The following is a 17,075-nucleotide window of genomic DNA, read 5'->3' as shown; positions in this document are numbered from 1 at the left end:
ACTGCGTCGTCTTGGGCGGGGGCGGTCACTGGAAGAGCTCCTGCTGAACGGAGGTGACGGGGGCGGAGGTTGGGGCGGGGGGGGCCTCGGTCGCGGCGGCCGTCGTTTTGCGAGGGCGCATGGTGCGCTTGGTTGTGCGGGCGGGTTTGGCGGCGTCACGCTCGGCGGTGATGCGGGCGAGGAGGGTGGTGGCGGGTTCGTCAGCGGGGTTCTGGAGGAGCAGGTTGCCGGTAAAGGCCTTCCGGAGCAAAGCCCGTTCCAACGAGCGAGATCGTCTCAGCGCATGTTCAGCAGAGGTTCGCACCGCATCCATTTGGCTGAGCTCAACCTGACGGCGTCGAACGATCGCACGTTGTTCCTCAAGGCTGGGCAGCGGGAACTCGATTGATTCCAGAATCTGCTGATTCACCTTGTAGATTCCGGCCGTTGTGCGGGCGCTCCCCTCGATCTGCCGTCGAACGACCCGGGTTCCCCAGATCAGCGACAAGAACTCGGGCATGATGCTCCCGGCGTCAGCCCGGACGCGAATCATCGTATCCGGGAAAGCGACCCCTTCTTCGACAATTCCGACCAATCCGCCTCGCCCCACTAGACCGATCGAACCATTTCCTCTGGAGATCAGGAAGTCATCCTTCTTGACAAGGAAGGGCCGGGCGTCAACCGAATCCCACGCCCCTTCCTTGAATTCTCCGAGGTCAATTCGCCCATCCTTGAGCGCAGTCAGTCGAAGGACCGGGAATCCACCTGTCAAAGTCTTCACCGATCGCCCGTTGATCAGAGGCGACGCGAGGACATCCTTCAACCTCGCAACCTTTGTGACCGAGCTCAGCGAAGCCGTCAACAGGTTGGAACCCAGCGCATCCATGCGCTTGAGTGACCTTGCGGCACTTTCCCTAGCCGCGTCGAGCCGGGAGAGTTGCTCTTCGAGGGCCTCTACGATGCGGTGCTGTTCGGCGAGCGGCGGCACGGGGATCGGGATCTGCCGCATCGCTGCCATGCCCAGCCGCGGGCGCCCGACTCCCTTGATGAGTCCTCCTGCGTAGGACTGCGTCTGAGGTGCTCTCAACGCGTACAGGAGCCATTTCGCATGGATCTCGGAATGAGGTCGCGCTCTGATGACGTCCGCCTTGACGATGGCTGGCTCATCGAGCTTCGGCATCAGTGCGACGCGTGGGAGCTTCTCACCGAGCGAAGCCAGTAGTAGATCGCCCTCACGCGCCTCATGCGCCCTCAGTGTCTCGAAGTGTTCAAGGCTGATATATGCGCGCTCATCGCGAAATTCCCCGTCCCCCACGTTCTGAAGACGAATAACCCGAGCTCCTGAATCCGTGTAGTGCGCGGACTTCAGGTTCGACCCGAACGGGCCATCCGTGATCGCACGCGCCTCGCAGGACAGAGTCTCTTCGAGGGCTGCCCATGCCCACCCCTCCGGCAACCCGCCCGCACCTGCACTCAACGTACTCAAGCCAGTTCCTGATTCAACTCGTCCAGCAGTTCCAGCGCCCGGTCCTTGTCACCGAAGGCATTCGCGAAGCCGCGCCCGCCACCCTTCTCCGAGAAGGGAATGTGGCCGAAGTCCTCGCGTTCCATGCCCACGTCCACCGCGATCGCGTCCTTGATGCGGGTCAGCCACCACATCTGTTCGTCGGTGAACTCCGCACCCGCTTGCCGCTGCCGCAGCAGCCAGCCCTCGAAGCGCTCCTCGACCACCGTACGGTACGGGCGCAGTTCGTCGTCTGCGCCGAGCGTGTAGCGGGCCAGGTTCATGAGGTCGCCGAGGCCGGCCGATTTCGACAGGGATTCCGACGCCTTGCCGAGCAGGTCGTAGTGGTCCCATATGACCTTCGGGGTCCACGTCCGGTTGGTGGCCTTGATGGTAGGGAGCAGCTCGCGAAGATGGGCCCGTGCCTCCTGCGGGCGGACCCGCGATCCGCTGCCGAGGATCACCTGAAGTGCGATCGCCTCCGCCGCCTGCTCGTCGCGCCGGCGGCTGTCCAACAGCTGGCGCCACTCGGCGAGTTCCTTCTCCGCGCGTTCTTCGCGCGGGATCTCCTTCAGCCGTATCCCGACCTCGGTTGTCGCGTCGTACGTCAGGTCGTGCTGCTGCTTGATGCCGACGATCAGCTTGCGGAGCCCCGGGTGCGTGGTCAGGACCTCGACCGCGTCTTGGACGAGGCGCCGGGCCTGGTCCGCGCCGCCCTCCCGGTACGCCCGGTCCTGGGTGTCGACATCCACCGCGTCCGAGATCCGGCGGACCAGCTCGCCGAGTGGGACGCCGCCCGATGCCTGCTTGATCTGCTCACGCTCCTCCTCGGTGAGCTTGCGGTCCAGGCGGGCCAGGCGACGGCCGAGCGTCTCGGCCTGTTCGGCGGTGAGGGAGCGGCTGCCCGCCTTGTCCATGAGCTTGTCCGTGCTGAGGGCACCGGTGTCCGGCGGCAGCATCGGCCGGGTGTCGACCAGCGGCGACGCGGTGACGCCCACCGCGTCGACCAGGACGAAACGGTCCTTGGCGAGGTCGGTCGCCGCCTCCGGCGTCACCGCCTTCAGCTCGTCGGCGTCAATCGTGCGGGAGCCGCGCCCCTTCATCTGTTCGAAGAGGACGGGGCTGCGTACGGCCCGCAGGAATATCACGCATTCCAGGGCGCGGACATCCGTCCCCGTGGCGATCATGTCGACGGTGACGGCGACCCTGAGCAGCGGCGAGTTCCGCAGGTCGTTGACGAGCTGCTCAGGGTCGTCGCCCTTGTTCCGGGACCGGTAGGTGATCTTCTTGGCGAAGGCGTCACCGCGTCCGAAGACCTCCTTGACCTGCTTCAGGACCTCGTCGGCGTGGTCGTCGCTCGCCGCGAAGACAAGCGTCTTGGGTAGTTCGGCACGGCCCGGGAACCAGCGCTGCCAGTTGTTCTTGTAGGCGGTGAGGACGGCCCTGATCTCGTCCTCAGTGATCACCGTGCGACCGATCTGGCCGACCGTGTACGCGAAGTCCTCGTCCAGTTCCTCGTACCGCTGGGTGCGGGTCTTGCGGTCGCGGATACGGACCGTGGTGCCCTTCTCGATCTTCGCGCCGCCCGCTTCCCGTACCGAGGTGTCCATGGTGACCACGTCGAAGTCGACGTTGACGCCGTCGGCGACAGCCTGCTCGTAGGTGTACTCGGAGACCAGGTTGTTGTCGAAGAAGCCCTTGGTCTGGCGGGTGGGGGTGGCGGTGAGGCCGACCAGGTGGGCGTCGAAGTAGTCGAGGACGCCGCGCCACAGGCCATAGATGGAGCGGTGGCACTCGTCGATGACGATCACGTCGAAGGACTCGATGGGAACGTCCGCGTTGTACTCGACACTGACCGGGCGGTCGGTCATGTAGTTCTCGTCGAGGGTGGAGGCGTCCTCGCGGTCCTCGGCCTCGCCCGTGTCCTCCAGTGGCTCGCCCTTGAGGAGGGAGTACATGCGCTGGATGGTGGAGACGACTACGGCGGAGGTCTCCTGGAGTCCGGTCCGGCCGAGCGTGTCGACGTTGTACAGGTCGGTGAACTTACGGTTCTCGTCCGGGGCACGGTACTTGTCGAACTCGGCCTTGGCTTGGCGGCCGAGGTTGTTCCGGTCCACGAGGAAGAGGATTCGGCCCGCGCCCGCATGTTTGAGCAGCCGGTATGCCTCAGTGACGGCGGTGTAGGTCTTGCCCGCCCCGGTGGCCATCTGGATCAAGGCGCGCGGCTTGTCCTGGCCGAGGGAGTGCTCAAGGCCGATGATCGCTTCCTCCTGCGCCGCGCGGAGGTCGTGGGTCTCCAGGACCGGGAGCCTGGTGCGCAGGGCGGCACGGAAGGTGGGAGAGTCCGGGCGCTCGGTGGCCCGCTTCATCCAGGCAGCGAAGGTCTCGGGCCGGTGGAAGGCGAAAACCGAGCGGGAACGGGCGTGCGGGTCGAGGAGGTTGACGAAGAACGTCTCTGCACCGGTGGTTGCGTAGCGGAAGGCGAACGGTTCCTGATCGCGCCAGACCGCCAGGGAGTGCTCCTTGAGGACACCGGCCGCGTACCGCTCGTTCTGGGCGAGGGCCCCGGCCAGGGCGATGCCCTCGCGCTTGGCCTCGATGACGCCGACGATCATGCCGTCGACGTAGAGGACGTAGTCGGCGCGGCCGGTGGCCAGGGTGAACTCGCGGACCGCGACGCCCTGGGAGGCGAGCGGGTTGAGGTTGTCCTTGTCCTGGACGGTCCAACCGGCCTCGGCAAGCATTTCGTCGATACGGAAACGAGCCTGCACCTCGTTGAGCGGTTCGGGCCGCTGTGCACGGGCGACGATCGCCTCGCGGGCAGCGGCGGCGACCGGGCGGGGCTTCAGCCGCTCCTGGTTGTAACGGCTCCGCTGCTCGCTCCTGAGCCGCTCGATCTCCTCCCGATAGCTCGCGGCCAGTGCTTCCGACTCGGCGCGGGCCTGCTCGGCGGCCGCGGTCAGTTTCTCGGCCTCCTCCCGGCCGCGCTGCTCGGCCTCCAGGCGGTCGCCGACCTCGCCGAGGCGGGTGCGGGACTCGGCGAGGGTGCGCTGGTGGTGGCCGAGCGCCTCGCGGAGCTCCTCGAGCTCGGCGGGCCCGGCCGCCACGTCACTCGGCAGCCGCGGCGGTACGAACGCAGAGATTTCGCGGACGCCGTCGATCGCACGGGAAAAGAACTGGCCGAGCTGGAAGCAGAGTTCGACGGCCTTGAGGGCCTTGCTGGTGTCAAAGAGATGGTTGTGCGCGGCGTCGTTCCGCCCCCGGCGAAGGGTGTCGAAGGCGTCCCGGGTGCGGCCCGGCAGCAGACCGGCCCGCTGGAGCCCGGCGAGGCGGTCGACCTGACGGGTCCCTTCGACCCGCACCCCTGCCCGCTGGACCAGCTCCTCGGCAAGCACCTCTCCGAACTGGCCGGACGCCACGTAGGAGACATTGGGGTTGGTGAAGACCGACTGCTCTGCCTGGGAGCCGTAGATCGCGAGCAGGGGCTGCATCACGTAGAGCCGCCCGAAGTTGGGAGACTTCCGGGCCGCCGTCTTCAGCTGCTCCGGGACTTGCTCACGACGCCGTGCCTGCCCACTCATACGCTGCCGCTCCTCGACCAGGCCACATCCGGCCCTCACCTGTGACAAGATCTCTCAGCCTATGTCTAACCGAGCGCTCCGCTCTGGCAAATGAACCGATCACGACAAGATCGACGGCACACGCACCCCGTCGCCTATGCAGAGTCGGATCACCGACGCACTGCTCGCGGGTATCCGCACCCACGGCCGCAGGCGAAGCCCTCCTCTCACCGGAAGCCACCCATCGGCGAGATCGCCGAAGAACTCGTCCTCAGCGTCCTAACCGTACGCACCCACATCCAGCGCGCAAATAGCCAAACTCGGCGCCCGCGACCGCGCCCAACTCGTCGTCATCACCTACCAGAATGGCCTGGTACGGCCTGAATGACGGTGCGCCATACGTCTGGGGCGAGACCGACCCAAGAGCCTTCCGGACCACTCCCGACCGCAGAAATCAGACCGCCACGAGCCGGACCCGATCGCCGCAGAGCTTAACCATGTCGTCGATATCGGAGGTCAACATGACCACCGGGCGGTGCTGTCGCAGCGCGGCCTCGGCGACCGCCGCATCGATCGCGTACTTATGCCCGTGCAAACCAGCATCCATCAGCAACTTCGAAGCCACCCTCGCCTCCTCGTCGCCCACCGGTACCACGCGCAGTCCGGAGAGCACCCAGTTCAGGCGGGACTTGTTCGTACGAGCGTGAACGGCCTCGATGATGGTGAGCGCACTGATCGCGACCTCCATACCGCGCGAGCGCGCCTCGGCGACCAGGGCCACCACCTGCTCGTCGTCGGCGAGCATCTTCGAGAGCCCTTCGCTGTCGAGGACCAGCGTCCCCTCGTGACTCAGCTTGCGGCGGGCCACTCGCCCTCCTCGGCGAACACCTCGTCGAAGACCTGCCGTGCCCGCTGACGAGCCTGCTCGGAGACCGGCCCCTTGCGGCTCTCGTAGTCCGCCAAATACTCGTCGAGGACCTGCCCGCGCAGCTCACGCTCGACCGCCTCAGCGATAAACGCGGAGAACTCCCGCTTGCCCACCCGCGCCCGGATCGCCTCTGCGGTCCCTTCGGGCAGCGACAGGCTCACCCGCGTCGCCGGCCCTTCCCCGATGCTGTACGTCGTCTCACCCATACCCCCGAGTATGTCAAAAGAGTAGGAAAAGTGCTACGCCCGGACCTGCGTGGAGCCTCAGAGTCGTGAAGAAGGTGCGCACATGGAGCCTCTCCCGCTCGCTCCCACATCGGGCAGCGCAACATCCGAAACCCAGCACGGGCGTTCCCATCTCATCCCAGCACAATCCCAGCACGGTACGGATGACCAGGGATGATGACAGGTGACGAGGGGTCAGCCATCCCAGCACCATCCCAGCACGGGAAAAAACAAAGGGCCCGTCTCCGAAGAGCCGGACCCCTTCTGACCTGCATGTTTGCCAGATCAGCGACGTGGTGATGTGTCACCCACTACACATTGAACCGGAACTCCACCACGTCCCCGTCCTGCATCACATAGTCCTTGCCCTCCATGCGGGCCTTGCCGGCTGCGCGGGCCTCGGCGACCGAGCCGGTGTCGACGAGGTCGGCGAAGGAGATGACCTCGGCCTTGATGAAGCCCTTTTGGAAGTCGGTGTGGATGACGCCGGCGGCCTCGGGGGCGGTGGCGCCCTTCTTGATGGTCCAGGCGCGGGTTTCCTTGGGGCCTGCGGTCAGGTAGGTCTGCAGGCCGAGGGTGTTGAAGCCGACGTGGGCGAGGGTGGCCAGGCCGGGCTCTTCCTGGCCCACGGACTGGAGGAGTTCCAGGGCCTCTTCCTCGTCCAGCTCGGCGAGGTCGGCCTCCAGCTTGGCGTTCAGGAAGATCGCCTCCGCGGGGGCGACCAGGGCGCGCTGCTCGTTCTTGAAGTCCTCGTCGGTCAGCTCGTCCTCGTCGACGTTGAAGACGTAGAGGAAGGGCTTGGTGGTGAGGAGGTGGAGGTCGTGCAGCAGCTCTTCCCTGCCGGAGCCCTGGACGATGCCCGCGGCGAAGAGCGTGTCGCCCTTCTCCAGGATCGCCTTGGCCTCCTCGACCGCCTTGACCTTCGGGGCCACGTCCTTCTTGATGCGCGACTCCTTCTGGAGACGCGGCAGCACCTTCTCGATGGTCTGGAGGTCGGCGAGGATCAGCTCGGTGTTGATGGTCTCGATGTCGTCCTTGGGCGAGACCTTGCCGTCGACGTGGACGACGTTCTCGTCCTTGAAGGCGCGGATGACCTGGCAGATCGCGTCGGACTCGCGGATGTTCGCGAGGAACTTGTTGCCCAGGCCCTCGCCCTCGGAGGCGCCGCGGACGATGCCCGCGATGTCGACGAAGTCGACGGTGGCCGGGAGGATCTTCTGGGAGGAGTAGATCTTGGCCAGCTCGGCCAGGCGCGGGTCGGGGACGCCGACGACGCCGACGTTCGGCTCGATGGTGGCGAACGGGTAGTTGGCCGCCAGCACGTCGTTCTTGGTCAGGGCATTGAACATGGTCGACTTGCCGACATTCGGCAGGCCGACGATTCCGATCGTGAGCGACACGTGGCGACTCGACTTCCGAGCGAGAGACGGTGGGGTGGGCACGGCCCCGGGGGCCGATCCACCAGTCTACGGGGCGGCCGGGCCCGAGCCGCCGCCACCGGGACCGGCCGCCCCCGCCCGGCCCCCGGCTCCGGACGAATCAGCACCGAGCTCGGCCCAAAGCGCGTGTCCCGTAACCGGTTAATCCCACTTAGCGGCCTACCGTTGGCGAGTGGAGCAACACGAAGCGCGCACCCCCCAGCACAGCCCGCCGCGGTCCGCACGGCCGCCCGCGGGCCAGGACGCCCGGCTCCCGCGCCCCGCGGAGGCCGTGGCCCCCGATCCCGACGACGACTTCCTCACCGCGATGCGGGCCTCCGGGTTCGCGTCCGTACCGGCGGCCGCACCGTCGGTCGTCCATGCCGCGGCGCGCGGTCCGGCGCAGGCCGGGCCCGCCCGTGCGCCCGGCCGGGCCCCCGTGGCCGCGGCACCCGGACGCGCCCCGGCCCCACCGGAGGGCGTGGAGTCCGCGACCGTCTACCGGGCCCGGCCGCAGCGCCCGGTACCCGTCCCGCCGCCCGCCCTGCGGCGCCGGATGCCGGCGGCCAAGCTCACCGGCCTCGGCTGCTGGCTGCTGGCGACGCTGGCGCTGCTGGCCTTGGCGTTCCTCGACCGGCTGCTGTTCGGCGGCGCACCGACCGTGTACGGCGTCGGCTATCTGCTGGTCGGCATCGGCGCAGCGGTGTGGGTCAGGCCGTACGACCTGGTCGTTGCGCCGGTCACCCTGCCGATCGCGTTCACGCTCGGTGCGCTGCCGATCCAGCCCGGCACGGGCGGGTTCGACGGGCTGCTGATGGGCGTCTTCACCGTCCTCGCGCTGAACGCGGGCTGGCTCTATGCCGGCACCCTGGTCTGCGCACTGCTCGCGATCGTCCGCCGGCTGCTGATCACCGTCCGGCGCCGGGCCGGCCGACCGGCGAGTCGACCGCAGAGCGGAGCGCGCGGTCCGCAGGACCGGCCGTCGCCACGGACACCCGACCGGGGGCGGCCGCGGCCGGGGAACCGTCCACGGCAGGTGGCCCGCCAGCCCGAGCGGCGTACGCAGCCATCGCGGCCCCCACAATCCCCGCATTGTTCTGCAGCTGAGCCGGCACGATCTCCGCGCTGATGTCCTCGATCAGCGGCAGGAACTTCTCCGCCTTGCGGCTCACCCCGCCGCCGATCACGAACAGCTCGGGCGAGAAGAGCATCTCCACATGGGTCAGGTACTTCTGGACCCGGTGGGCCCAGTGCTGCCAGCTCAGCGCCTCGTCCTCCTTGGCCTTGGTGGAGGAGCGCTTCTCGGCGTCATGGCCGTGCAGCTCCAGATGGCCGAGCTCGGAGTTGGGCACGAGACGGCCGTCGGTGAACAGGGCGCTGCCGATGCCGGTGCCGAAGGTGAGCACGATGACCGTGCCGGTGCGGCCGCGGCCCGCGCCGAAGCGCATTTCGGCCAGCCCGGCCGCGTCCGCGTCATTGAGCACCGTGACGGGACTGCCGCCGGACTCGCCGCCCAGCCGCGAAGTGAGCAGGGCGGCGGCGTCGAGGCCGATCCAGCCCTTGTCGACATTGGCGGCGGTACGGGTCGTCCCGTTGGTGACCACACCGGGGAAGGTCGCACCGACCGGCCCCGACCACCCGAAGTGGTCCACGACCTGCTTGACGCCGTCCGCGACCGCATCCGGGGTGGCCGGATGCGGGGTCAGCACCTTGTGGCGCTCCTCCGTCAGAGCGCCGCGCTCCAGATCCACCGGGGCACCCTTGATGCCCGATCCGCCGATGTCCACACCGAAGACCTTCATGGGAAAAGGCTAGGCGTCGGTGGGGCGGCGCGCCCCCGGGATGGGGCGAGGGGCGGCCCGGAATGGCCCGGAATACGCAGCGGCCGGCGGCGGGATCAGTCGTCGGTGGCCGCCTCGGCCTCGGCGCGCAGATCGCGGCGGAGCTCCTTGGGCAGCGAGAAGGCGATGGACTCCTCGGCGGCCGTGATGGTCTCGACGTCCTCGTAGCCGCGCTGGGCGAGCCAGTCCAGGACACCGTGGACGAGGATCTCGGGGACGGAGGCACCGGAGGTGACCCCGACCGTGCCGACGCCCTCCAGCCAGGCCTCGTCGATCTCCTCGGCGTAGTCCACCAGATGGGCGGCGCGGGCGCCGGCGCCGAGGGCCACCTCGACCAGGCGCACCGAGTTCGAGGAGTTCTTGGAGCCGACGACGATGACGAGATCGGCCGCGGCGCCCATCTGCTTCACCGCGGTCTGGCGGTTCTGGGTGGCGTAGCAGATGTCGTCGCTGGGCGGCGAGAGGAGGTTGGGGTAGCGGCCCTTGAGGGCGTCGACCGTCTCCATGGTCTCGTCGACCGAGAGCGTGGTCTGGGAGAGCCAGACGACCTTGTCCGGGTCGCGCACCTCGACGTTGGCGACGTCCTCGGGGCCGTCGACGAGGGTGATGTGCTCGGGCGCCTCGCCGCTGGTGCCGACGACCTCTTCGTGGCCCTCGTGGCCGATCAGGAGGATGTCGTAGTCCTCCTTGGCGTAGCGGACGGCTTCCTTGTGGACCTTGGTGACCAGCGGGCAGGTGGCGTCGATGGTGGCGAGCTTGCCGCGCTTGGCCTCTTCGTGGACGACGGGCGCCACACCGTGTGCGGAGAAGATGACGATGTTGCCCTCGGGCACCTCCTCCGTCTCGTCGACGAAGATGGCGCCCTTCTTCTCCAGGGTCTTCACGACGTACTTGTTGTGGACGATCTCGTGGCGTACGTAGACGGGGGCGCCGTACTGCTCAAGGGCCTTCTCGACGGCGATCACGGCGCGGTCCACACCCGCGCAGTAGCCCCGGGGGGCGGCGAGCAGGACCTTGCGCGGGCCGCTGCGGCGCGAAGCGTCTTCGCCCGGGGTGGCGGCGGGCGTCGGGCTGGGCGAGGAAGTCATGCGTCCCATCGTAAAGGCGTGCCCCGTCCCGGAAGATCGCGCCGTGGTCCCAGACTGAGGGCGGCACGGAGCGAGGAGGCAGGATGCCGGGCACGAGCGGCGGCACGGGCGGGGAGGGGGCGGCCGGCGAGGGGACGGGCGGCGGAGCGGGCACCGCCGCCGGCCGGGAGGGGGCGGCCGGCGGCCCCGGTGCGCTGCGGCGGACGCTGACCTTCCGGGACCTGGTCGTCTACGGGCTGCTGTTCATCGCCCCGATGGCACCGGTCGGGATCTTCGGCACGCTGCAGGCCACGTCGCACGGCGCGGTCACCACCGTCTATCTCGTCGCGACCGTCGCGATGGCGTTCACCGCGTACTCCTACGCCCAGATGGTGCGGGTCGCCCCGCAGGCCGGGTCGGTCTACACGTATGCCCGGGTGGGTCTGGGCGAGGGCGCGGGGTTCGTCGCCGGGTGGATGGCGATGCTGGACTATCTGCTGATCCCGGCGGTGGCGTATCTGTTCTCCGGGATCGCGTTGCATGCGCTGGTGCCGTCCGTGCCCGCGTGGGTGTGGACGGCGCTGGCGGTGGCCGTGACGACGCTGCTGAACCTGTGCGGCGTACGGGGGGCGGCGCGGGCCGGTTTCGCGGTGCTGGCGATGGAGCTCGTGGTGCTCGCGGTGTTCGTGGTGTCGGCGGTCGTCGAGCTGATCGTGCACGGGGCGCAGCGCGGCTGGGCCGAACCGCTGACCGGCGAGGGCGGCTTCTCGGCCGATGCGGTGTCGGCCGCGGTGTCGGTGGCGGTGCTGTCGTATCTGGGCTTCGATGCGATCGTGTCGTTCGCGGAGGAGGCCGCGGGCCCGGCGGCCACCGGGAAGGGCGGCCGGGGGCCGGACCGGGTGGCGCGGGCGGTGCTCACCTGTCTGGTGACGGCCGGTGTGCTGTTCGCCGTGCAGACGTATCTGGCGGCGCTGCTGATGCCGATGAGCGCGGCGGAGCTGGCGGCCCGGCCCGGGGAGCAGGGCGGTGCGTTCTACGTCACGGTCGAGGCGGCGGTGGGCGGATGGCTGCACGGCCTGGTGGCGGCGAGCAAGGCCGTCGGCGCGGCGTTCGCGGCACTGGCGGGGCAGGCGGCGGCCGGCCGGCTGCTGTTCGCGATGGCCCGGGACCGGCGGCTGCCCGGGGCGATGTCGAAGGTGGACGCGGGCAGCGGGGTACCGCGCCGGGCGTTGCTGGGGGCGGCCCTGGTGACGCTGGTGGCAGCGGTGTGGGCGGCCCGCAGGGACGACGGGCTGGACCAGCTGTCGTCGGTCGTGAACGTGGGGGCGCTGACCGCGTTCGGGCTGCTGCACGCCTCGGTGATCGGCTGGTTCTGGTTCCGGGTCCGCGACGCGGCCGGGGCGCGGAACGTGCTGCGGCATCTGGTGGTGCCGTTGCTGGGGCTGACGGTGGTCGTCGCGGTGATGGCCAAGGCCTCCGCCACCGCGCAGGCGGCAGGCGGAATCTGGCTGGTGGTGGGGCTGGTGGTGCTGGCGGTGCAGTACGGGAGGCGGGTGCGGGCGGAGGGACGGCGGGGCTGACGGGGCGGAGGCGCGGCTGAGAGGCGAGGGCACGGGCCGGTGCGGGCGGGCGGGCGGACGGGCGGACGGGCGGACGGGCGGACGGGCGGACGGGCGGACGGGCGGACGGCGGACGCTGACGGGGCGGAGGCGCGGGCCGGTGCGGACCGGCGGACCGGCGGACCGGCGGACGCTGACGGGGCGGAGGCGCGAGCCGGTGCGGGCGGGCCGGGAGGGATCTGACTGACGGGTGTGGGAGGCCCCGGCGGGTGCCGCCGCGGAGCCGCCGGGCCGGCCACCCACCGCGCGAGCGCCGCCACTGTCAGTGCCCGCCGCTAGTCTCGCTCGTATGGCTGTTTCTACGTCCCCGGAAACGCCGATCCCGGTCGGCGAGGTGTCCCGGCTCATCGGCGGTTGGATCGACCGGCTCGGCGCGGTGTGGGTCGAGGGGCAGATCACCCAGCTCTCGCGGCGCCCCGGCGCGGGCGTGGTCTTTCTGACGCTGCGTGACCCGTCGTACGACATCTCGGTGAGCGTGACGTGCTACCGCCAGGTCTTCGACAAGGTCGCCGACGTGGTGAGCGAGGGCGCCCGGGTGGTGGTGCACGCCAAGCCGGAGTGGTACGCCCCGCGCGGCCAGCTGTCGCTGCGGGCCGCCGAGATCAAGCCCGTCGGGGTCGGTGAACTCCTCGCCCGGCTGGAGCAGTTGAAGAAGTCGCTGGCGGCGGAGGGGCTGTTCGCGGCGGACCGCAAGAAGCCGCTGCCGTTCCTGCCGCAGCTGATCGGGCTGGTCTGCGGCCGGGCGAGCGCTGCCGAGCGGGATGTCCTGGAGAACGCCCGGCACCGCTGGCCGGCCGTCCGCTTCGCGGTGCGCAATGTGCCCGTGCAGGGGGTGCATGCCGTCCCGCAGGTGGTCGCGGCGGTCCAGGAACTGGACGCGCTGCCCGAGGTGGACGTGATCATCGTGGCGCGGGGCGGCGGCAGTGTGGAGGATCTGCTGCCGTTCTCCGACGAGCAGCTGGTCCGGGCCGTGAGTGCGGCCGTGACCCCCGTCGTCTCGGCGATCGGCCATGAGCCGGACACCCCGCTGCTGGACCTGGTCGCCGATCTGCGGGCCTCGACGCCGACGGACGCGGCGAAGAAGGTGGTGCCCGACGTGGGCGAGGAGCTGGCCCGGGTCCAGCAGCTGCGGGAGCGGGCGCTGCGCGCCGTCGACGGCTTTCTGCAGCGGGAGGAGCGGGGGCTCGCGGCGGCGCTGCAGCGGCCCTCCATACAGCGGCCGCAGCGGATGGTCGAGGACCGCGAGGAGCAGGTCACGGCGTTGCTGGAGCGCGGCCGGCGGACCGTGGGGCATCTGCTGGACCGCGCCGACTCGGAGCTGACGCACACCCTGGCCCGGGTGGTGGCGCTCTCCCCCAAGGCGACGCTGGAGCGCGGCTACGCGGTCCTGCAGAAGCCGGACGGCACGGCGGTGCGCTCTCCGGACGAGGTCGGCGCGGACGACGGGTTGCGGGCCCGGGTGGCCGAGGGTGAGTTCCGCGTGCGGGTGGACGGCGTCCCGGGCGCCGTCACACCCCCCGAATAGTGCACACACAGACTCTTAGGGTGGCAGACATGGCGAAGGCGAAGACGGACGGCGCGGCGGACGCGGAGCAGGGCGCGGCGGCCGGTGCGGCGGCCCGGGTGGAGTCGGTGGACTCCACGCTGGGCTATGAGCAGGCGCGGGACGAGCTGATCGAGGTCGTCCGCAGCCTGGAGGCGGGAGGCACGACGCTGGAGGAGTCGCTCGCGCTGTGGGAGCGCGGCGAGGCGCTGGCGAAGGTCTGCCGGCGCTGGCTGGACGGTGCGCGGGCGCGGCTGGACGCGGCGCTGGCGGAGCCGCCGGACGGGCCGGAGGCGGAGCGCGCGTAGCGGCGGGGCGCGCGGAGCGGCAGACCACGAGGAACGGCGGAGGCCGAGGCGAAGGCGGAGGCCGGGCAGGCCACGGCGTAGCGGTGGCCCGCGCCCGCGAAAGGCCCCGAGCCGGCCGCTTCCGCCCACGAAGGGCGAGGCGAATCACTGTGAACCGCCTCACAACACCCCCGTTTTAGTTGAATTTTAATCTATCCGGATTACAGTGGTTTCCCGTATCGCCCCCTGTAGTGGCTGCATGATCGCTACCGTCTGCAGCACCACAGAGCCTGAAACCCCGCTCACTCACCGAGGTGCCCTTATGTCTCTCGCCCTTGACGCCGCCGCTCAGGACCTCCTGTTCCGGGAGGCCCGGACCGCCAACACGTTCACGGACGAGCCGGTGACGGACGAGCAGGTCCAGGCCATCTACCACCTGGTGAAGTTCGGCCCGACCGCCTTCAACCAGTCGCCGCTGCGGATAACCCTGGTCCGTTCCCAGGAGGCCCGTGCGCGCCTGGTCAACCACGCCATGGGCGCCAACGGCCCGAAGACCCTCAGCGCGCCGCTGACCGCGATCCTCTCCGTGGACCTGGACTTCCACGAGAAGCTGCCGCAGCTCTTCCCGCACGCCCCGGGCATCAAGGACGCCTTCTTCTCCGAGGCCGCGGGCCGCGAGGTCGCCGGTACCCAGAACGCCACCCTCCAGGCCGGCTACTTCATCGTCGGCATCCGCGCCGCCGGCCTGGCCGCCGGCCCGATGACCGGCTTCGACTTCACCGGCATCGACAAGGAGTTCTTCGGCGACGGCAAGCAGAAGTCCTTCCTCGTCATCAACCTCGGCAAGCCGGGCACCGACGCCTTCTCCCCGCGTTCCCCGCGGCTGGCCTTCGACGAGGCCGTCGCCACCGTCTGAGCGGACTCTCCACGGCAATCCCGCCGAGGTGTGGCAGGAAACCCGCCGAGGTTCCGCAGCAAACCCGCCGAGGTCACACGGAAGCCGCCAACGTTCCGCGGGCACCCGTAAGGGCTTCGCAGGGACCCCGCAGCGACGCCGGCCGGTGGAAACGACGAGGCCGCCGCACCCTCCCGGGTACGGCGGCCTCCTCGCTGTCCTGACCGGCGTCCGCGCCGTTCAGCCCTTCTTCTCAGCCCTTTTTCGCCACGAGCGCGGCGGCCAGATCGGCGAGCCGCCCGTAGGGCGCGGTGCCGGTGATGACCGTCGTCACCCCGGGCTCCTCGCGGACCAGCGCGTTGTACTTGTCGCCCTTGTAGCGGTCCCACTTCTTGCTGCCGACGGCCTGCTTGCCCTCGGCCTTGGCCGCGCCGAGCGTGACGTCCTTGATGAACTTCCGCGGCATGGCGTCGCTCTGCTCGACGGACGCGTACTCCTGCTCCGGGTCGAGCATGCCCAGATGCCAGGCACCGCCCTTGCCGTCGTCACTCGCCTTGTACGAGACGGAGGTGGCACGCCAGGTCTTGGGCAGCCCCTCGGGCGCGGCGACCGCGTACGGCGCCGCCCGCCGGGCCGTGACCAGCTCGACGCGGTAGTCGACCGCCTTGACCGCGTTCTTCGCCGCGTCGGCGCTCTCGTCGTGCGGGATGAAGATGTAGATCGCCCCGACCAGGGCGCCGATCACTGCCAGCGACAGGACCATGTCCCGCACCGTTTGCCTGCCTCGCATACCTGCCACGCCCCTATGGTCCCCCATCCCCGCAGCGGCCCTGACAGGCCCCCCGGCAAAGACCGTCACACGTGCGGACGGCCAGGGGACGGCTCCTCCGGCTGTGCTCATGCGTAGGGCCCACTGCTCATTTTGGCGGCCTGGAGATACTGTGAACCTCCGGGGGAAACCCCCGCACCCCCGCACAGCCACCCTCATTCCCTCACGGCCGTCGCCGTTCAGAAAGGTGCGCTCGATGAGCGAGCATCATCTCCCGTCCCAACTCGAGGTCAGCCCCGAGGCGCCGGACCGCAACCTCGCCCTGGAGCTCGTCCGGGTGACCGAGGCCGGCGCCATGGCGTCGGGCCGCTGGGTGGGGCGAGGTGACAAGAACGGCGCGGACGGCGCGGCGGTCAAGGCCATGCGCGCCCTGATCCACACCGTCTCGATGAACGGCGTCGTGGTCATCGGGGAGGGCGAGAAGGACAACGCCCCGATGCTCTACAACGGCGAGCGCGTGGGTGACGGGACCGGCCCGGAGTGCGACGTGGCCGTGGACCCGGTGGACGGTACGACGCTGACCGCCAAGGGCATGGCGAACGCCGTGTCCGTGATGGCGGTGGCCGAGCGCGGCTCGATGTTCGACCCGTCCGCGGTCTTCTACATGGACAAGCTCGCCACGGGCCCGGAGGCGGCGGACTTCGTCGACATCACGGCGCCGGTGGCCGTGAACATCAAGCGGATCGCCAAGGCGAAGAAGTCCGCGGTCGAGGATGTCACGGTCGTCATCCTGGACCGGCCCCGCCACGACGGCCTGGTCAAGGAGGTCCGGGAGGCCGGGGCCCGGATCAAGTTCATCTCTGACGGCGATGTCGCCGGCGCGATCATGGCGGCCCGCGAGGGTACCGGCGTGGACCTGCTGCTGGGCATCGGCGGTACGCCCGAGGGCATCATCGCGGCCTGTGCGCTGAAGTGTCTGGGCGGCGCCTTCCAGGGCAAGCTGTGGCCCAAGGACGACGAGGAGCGGCAGCGGGCGCTGGACGCCGGCCACGACCTCGACAAGGTGCTGGAGATCGGCGACCTGGTCCGCGGCGACAACGTCTTCTTCGTCGCCACCGGCATCACCGACGGCGAACTGCTGCGCGGGGTCCGCTACCGCGCCGAGAACGCCTACACCCAGTCCCTGGTGATGCGTTCCAAGTCCGGCACCATCCGCCAGATCGACTCCCAGCACCGGCTGTCCAAGCTGCGTGCCTACAGCTCGGTGGACTTCGAGCGCCCCAGCTAGCGGCCGGCCGCTAGGGCCTGTGTGTGGTTGTGATCAACCTTCGGGTTCCGTCCCCGCATGGGGACGGAACCCGGTAGGAAGCTGGGTGTGACGCGCAGGCAACTCACCGACAGTCAGTGGAAGTTCATCGAGCCCTATCTGCCGATCGGTGGG

The 17,075-nt window shown here is 69.7% G+C and carries 13 protein-coding genes and 2 pseudogenes; 7 read left to right on the top strand and 8 right to left on the bottom strand.

What is annotated here, in order from left to right:
- Window positions 1-25: 25 nt before the first annotated feature.
- Both ACWGJY_RS15375 and ACWGJY_RS15370 read right to left on the bottom strand, forming a co-directional pair.
- Window positions 26-1,465: a restriction endonuclease subunit S gene (locus ACWGJY_RS15375; RefSeq protein WP_453261290.1), complete on the bottom strand. Its 1,440-nt coding sequence runs from the start codon at window positions 1,463-1,465 to the stop codon at window positions 26-28.
- Window positions 1,462-5,064, bottom strand: a complete 3,603-nt coding sequence (locus ACWGJY_RS15370) for a DEAD/DEAH box helicase family protein (protein ID WP_453261289.1) — start codon at window positions 5,062-5,064, stop codon at window positions 1,462-1,464. Before ACWGJY_RS15370 ends, ACWGJY_RS15375 begins: the two co-directional genes overlap by 4 nt.
- A gap of 228 nt (window positions 5,065-5,292) precedes the next feature.
- Here ACWGJY_RS15370 and ACWGJY_RS15365 point away from each other — a divergent pair.
- Window positions 5,293-5,431 (top strand): annotated as a pseudogene (locus ACWGJY_RS15365) (response regulator transcription factor); the annotation flags it as partial.
- A 66-nt stretch (window positions 5,432-5,497) separates the two neighbouring features.
- Here ACWGJY_RS15365 and ACWGJY_RS15360 read toward each other — a convergent pair.
- The 3 genes from ACWGJY_RS15360 to ychF all read right to left on the bottom strand — a co-directional run bounded on the left by ACWGJY_RS15360 (window position 5,498) and on the right by ychF (window position 7,595).
- Window positions 5,498-5,911: a DNA-binding protein gene (locus ACWGJY_RS15360; protein ID WP_453261288.1), complete on the bottom strand. Its 414-nt coding sequence runs from the start codon at window positions 5,909-5,911 to the stop codon at window positions 5,498-5,500.
- Window positions 5,893-6,177: a hypothetical protein gene (locus ACWGJY_RS15355; RefSeq protein WP_328330855.1), complete on the bottom strand. Its 285-nt coding sequence runs from the start codon at window positions 6,175-6,177 to the stop codon at window positions 5,893-5,895. The genes ACWGJY_RS15360 and ACWGJY_RS15355 overlap by 19 nt, the downstream gene beginning before the upstream one ends.
- Window positions 6,178-6,506: 329 nt before the next feature.
- Window positions 6,507-7,595 (bottom strand): redox-regulated ATPase YchF, encoded by a 1,089-nt coding sequence (gene ychF, locus ACWGJY_RS15350; RefSeq protein WP_453261287.1) that lies wholly within the window; start codon window positions 7,593-7,595, stop codon window positions 6,507-6,509.
- A 346-nt stretch (window positions 7,596-7,941) separates the two neighbouring features.
- Between ychF and ACWGJY_RS15345 the strand changes: the two are divergent.
- Window positions 7,942-8,463: pseudogene (locus tag ACWGJY_RS15345) on the top strand (DUF6542 domain-containing protein); the annotation flags it as partial.
- A 58-nt stretch (window positions 8,464-8,521) separates the two neighbouring features.
- Here the strand turns inward: ACWGJY_RS15345 and ppgK are convergent.
- Together ppgK and ACWGJY_RS15335 are read right to left on the bottom strand one after the other, a co-directional pair.
- Window positions 8,522-9,415 (bottom strand): polyphosphate--glucose phosphotransferase, encoded by an 894-nt coding sequence (gene ppgK / locus ACWGJY_RS15340; protein ID WP_453261286.1) that lies wholly within the window; start codon window positions 9,413-9,415, stop codon window positions 8,522-8,524.
- Between the two features lie 95 nt (window positions 9,416-9,510).
- A complete protein-coding gene (locus tag ACWGJY_RS15335; protein WP_453261285.1) occupies window positions 9,511-10,542 on the bottom strand; it encodes a 4-hydroxy-3-methylbut-2-enyl diphosphate reductase in 1,032 nt (343 codons plus the stop codon).
- Window positions 10,543-10,625: 83 nt separating this feature from the next.
- On the opposite strand from ACWGJY_RS15335, the gene ACWGJY_RS15330 reads away from it, so the two are divergent.
- The 4 genes from ACWGJY_RS15330 to ACWGJY_RS15315 all read left to right on the top strand — a co-directional run bounded on the left by ACWGJY_RS15330 (window position 10,626) and on the right by ACWGJY_RS15315 (window position 14,886).
- Entirely contained in the window at window positions 10,626-12,101 is a 1,476-nt protein-coding gene (locus ACWGJY_RS15330) for an APC family permease (RefSeq protein WP_453261284.1), read from the top strand.
- Window positions 12,102-12,429: 328 nt separating this feature from the next.
- A complete protein-coding gene (gene xseA, locus ACWGJY_RS15325) occupies window positions 12,430-13,665 on the top strand; it encodes an exodeoxyribonuclease VII large subunit (RefSeq protein WP_453261283.1) in 1,236 nt (411 codons plus the stop codon).
- 29 nt (window positions 13,666-13,694) lie between these two features.
- Window positions 13,695-13,991 (top strand): exodeoxyribonuclease VII small subunit, encoded by a 297-nt coding sequence (locus ACWGJY_RS15320; protein WP_453261282.1) that lies wholly within the window; start codon window positions 13,695-13,697, stop codon window positions 13,989-13,991.
- Between the two features lie 301 nt (window positions 13,992-14,292).
- Window positions 14,293-14,886 carry a malonic semialdehyde reductase gene (locus ACWGJY_RS15315; RefSeq protein WP_453261281.1) on the top strand — a complete coding sequence of 198 codons (594 nt, stop codon included), beginning with the start codon at window positions 14,293-14,295 and terminating at the stop codon, window positions 14,884-14,886.
- A gap of 232 nt (window positions 14,887-15,118) precedes the next feature.
- Here the strand turns inward: ACWGJY_RS15315 and ACWGJY_RS15310 are convergent, their stop codons facing one another.
- On the bottom strand, window positions 15,119-15,655 hold the full coding sequence (locus ACWGJY_RS15310; RefSeq protein ID WP_453261369.1) for a DUF4245 domain-containing protein: 537 nt from the start codon (window positions 15,653-15,655) through the stop codon (window positions 15,119-15,121).
- A gap of 235 nt (window positions 15,656-15,890) precedes the next feature.
- Between ACWGJY_RS15310 and glpX the strand changes: the two genes are divergently transcribed.
- On the top strand, window positions 15,891-16,922 hold the full coding sequence (gene glpX, locus ACWGJY_RS15305; protein WP_453261280.1) for a class II fructose-bisphosphatase: 1,032 nt from the start codon (window positions 15,891-15,893) through the stop codon (window positions 16,920-16,922).
- Window positions 16,923-17,075: the final 153 nt, after the last annotated feature.

The sequence above is a fragment of the Streptomyces sp. NPDC054765 genome, assembly GCF_053612065.1.
The sequence above is the reverse complement of the archived record's forward strand: the minus strand, read 5'-3'. Positions and strand labels throughout refer to the sequence as shown.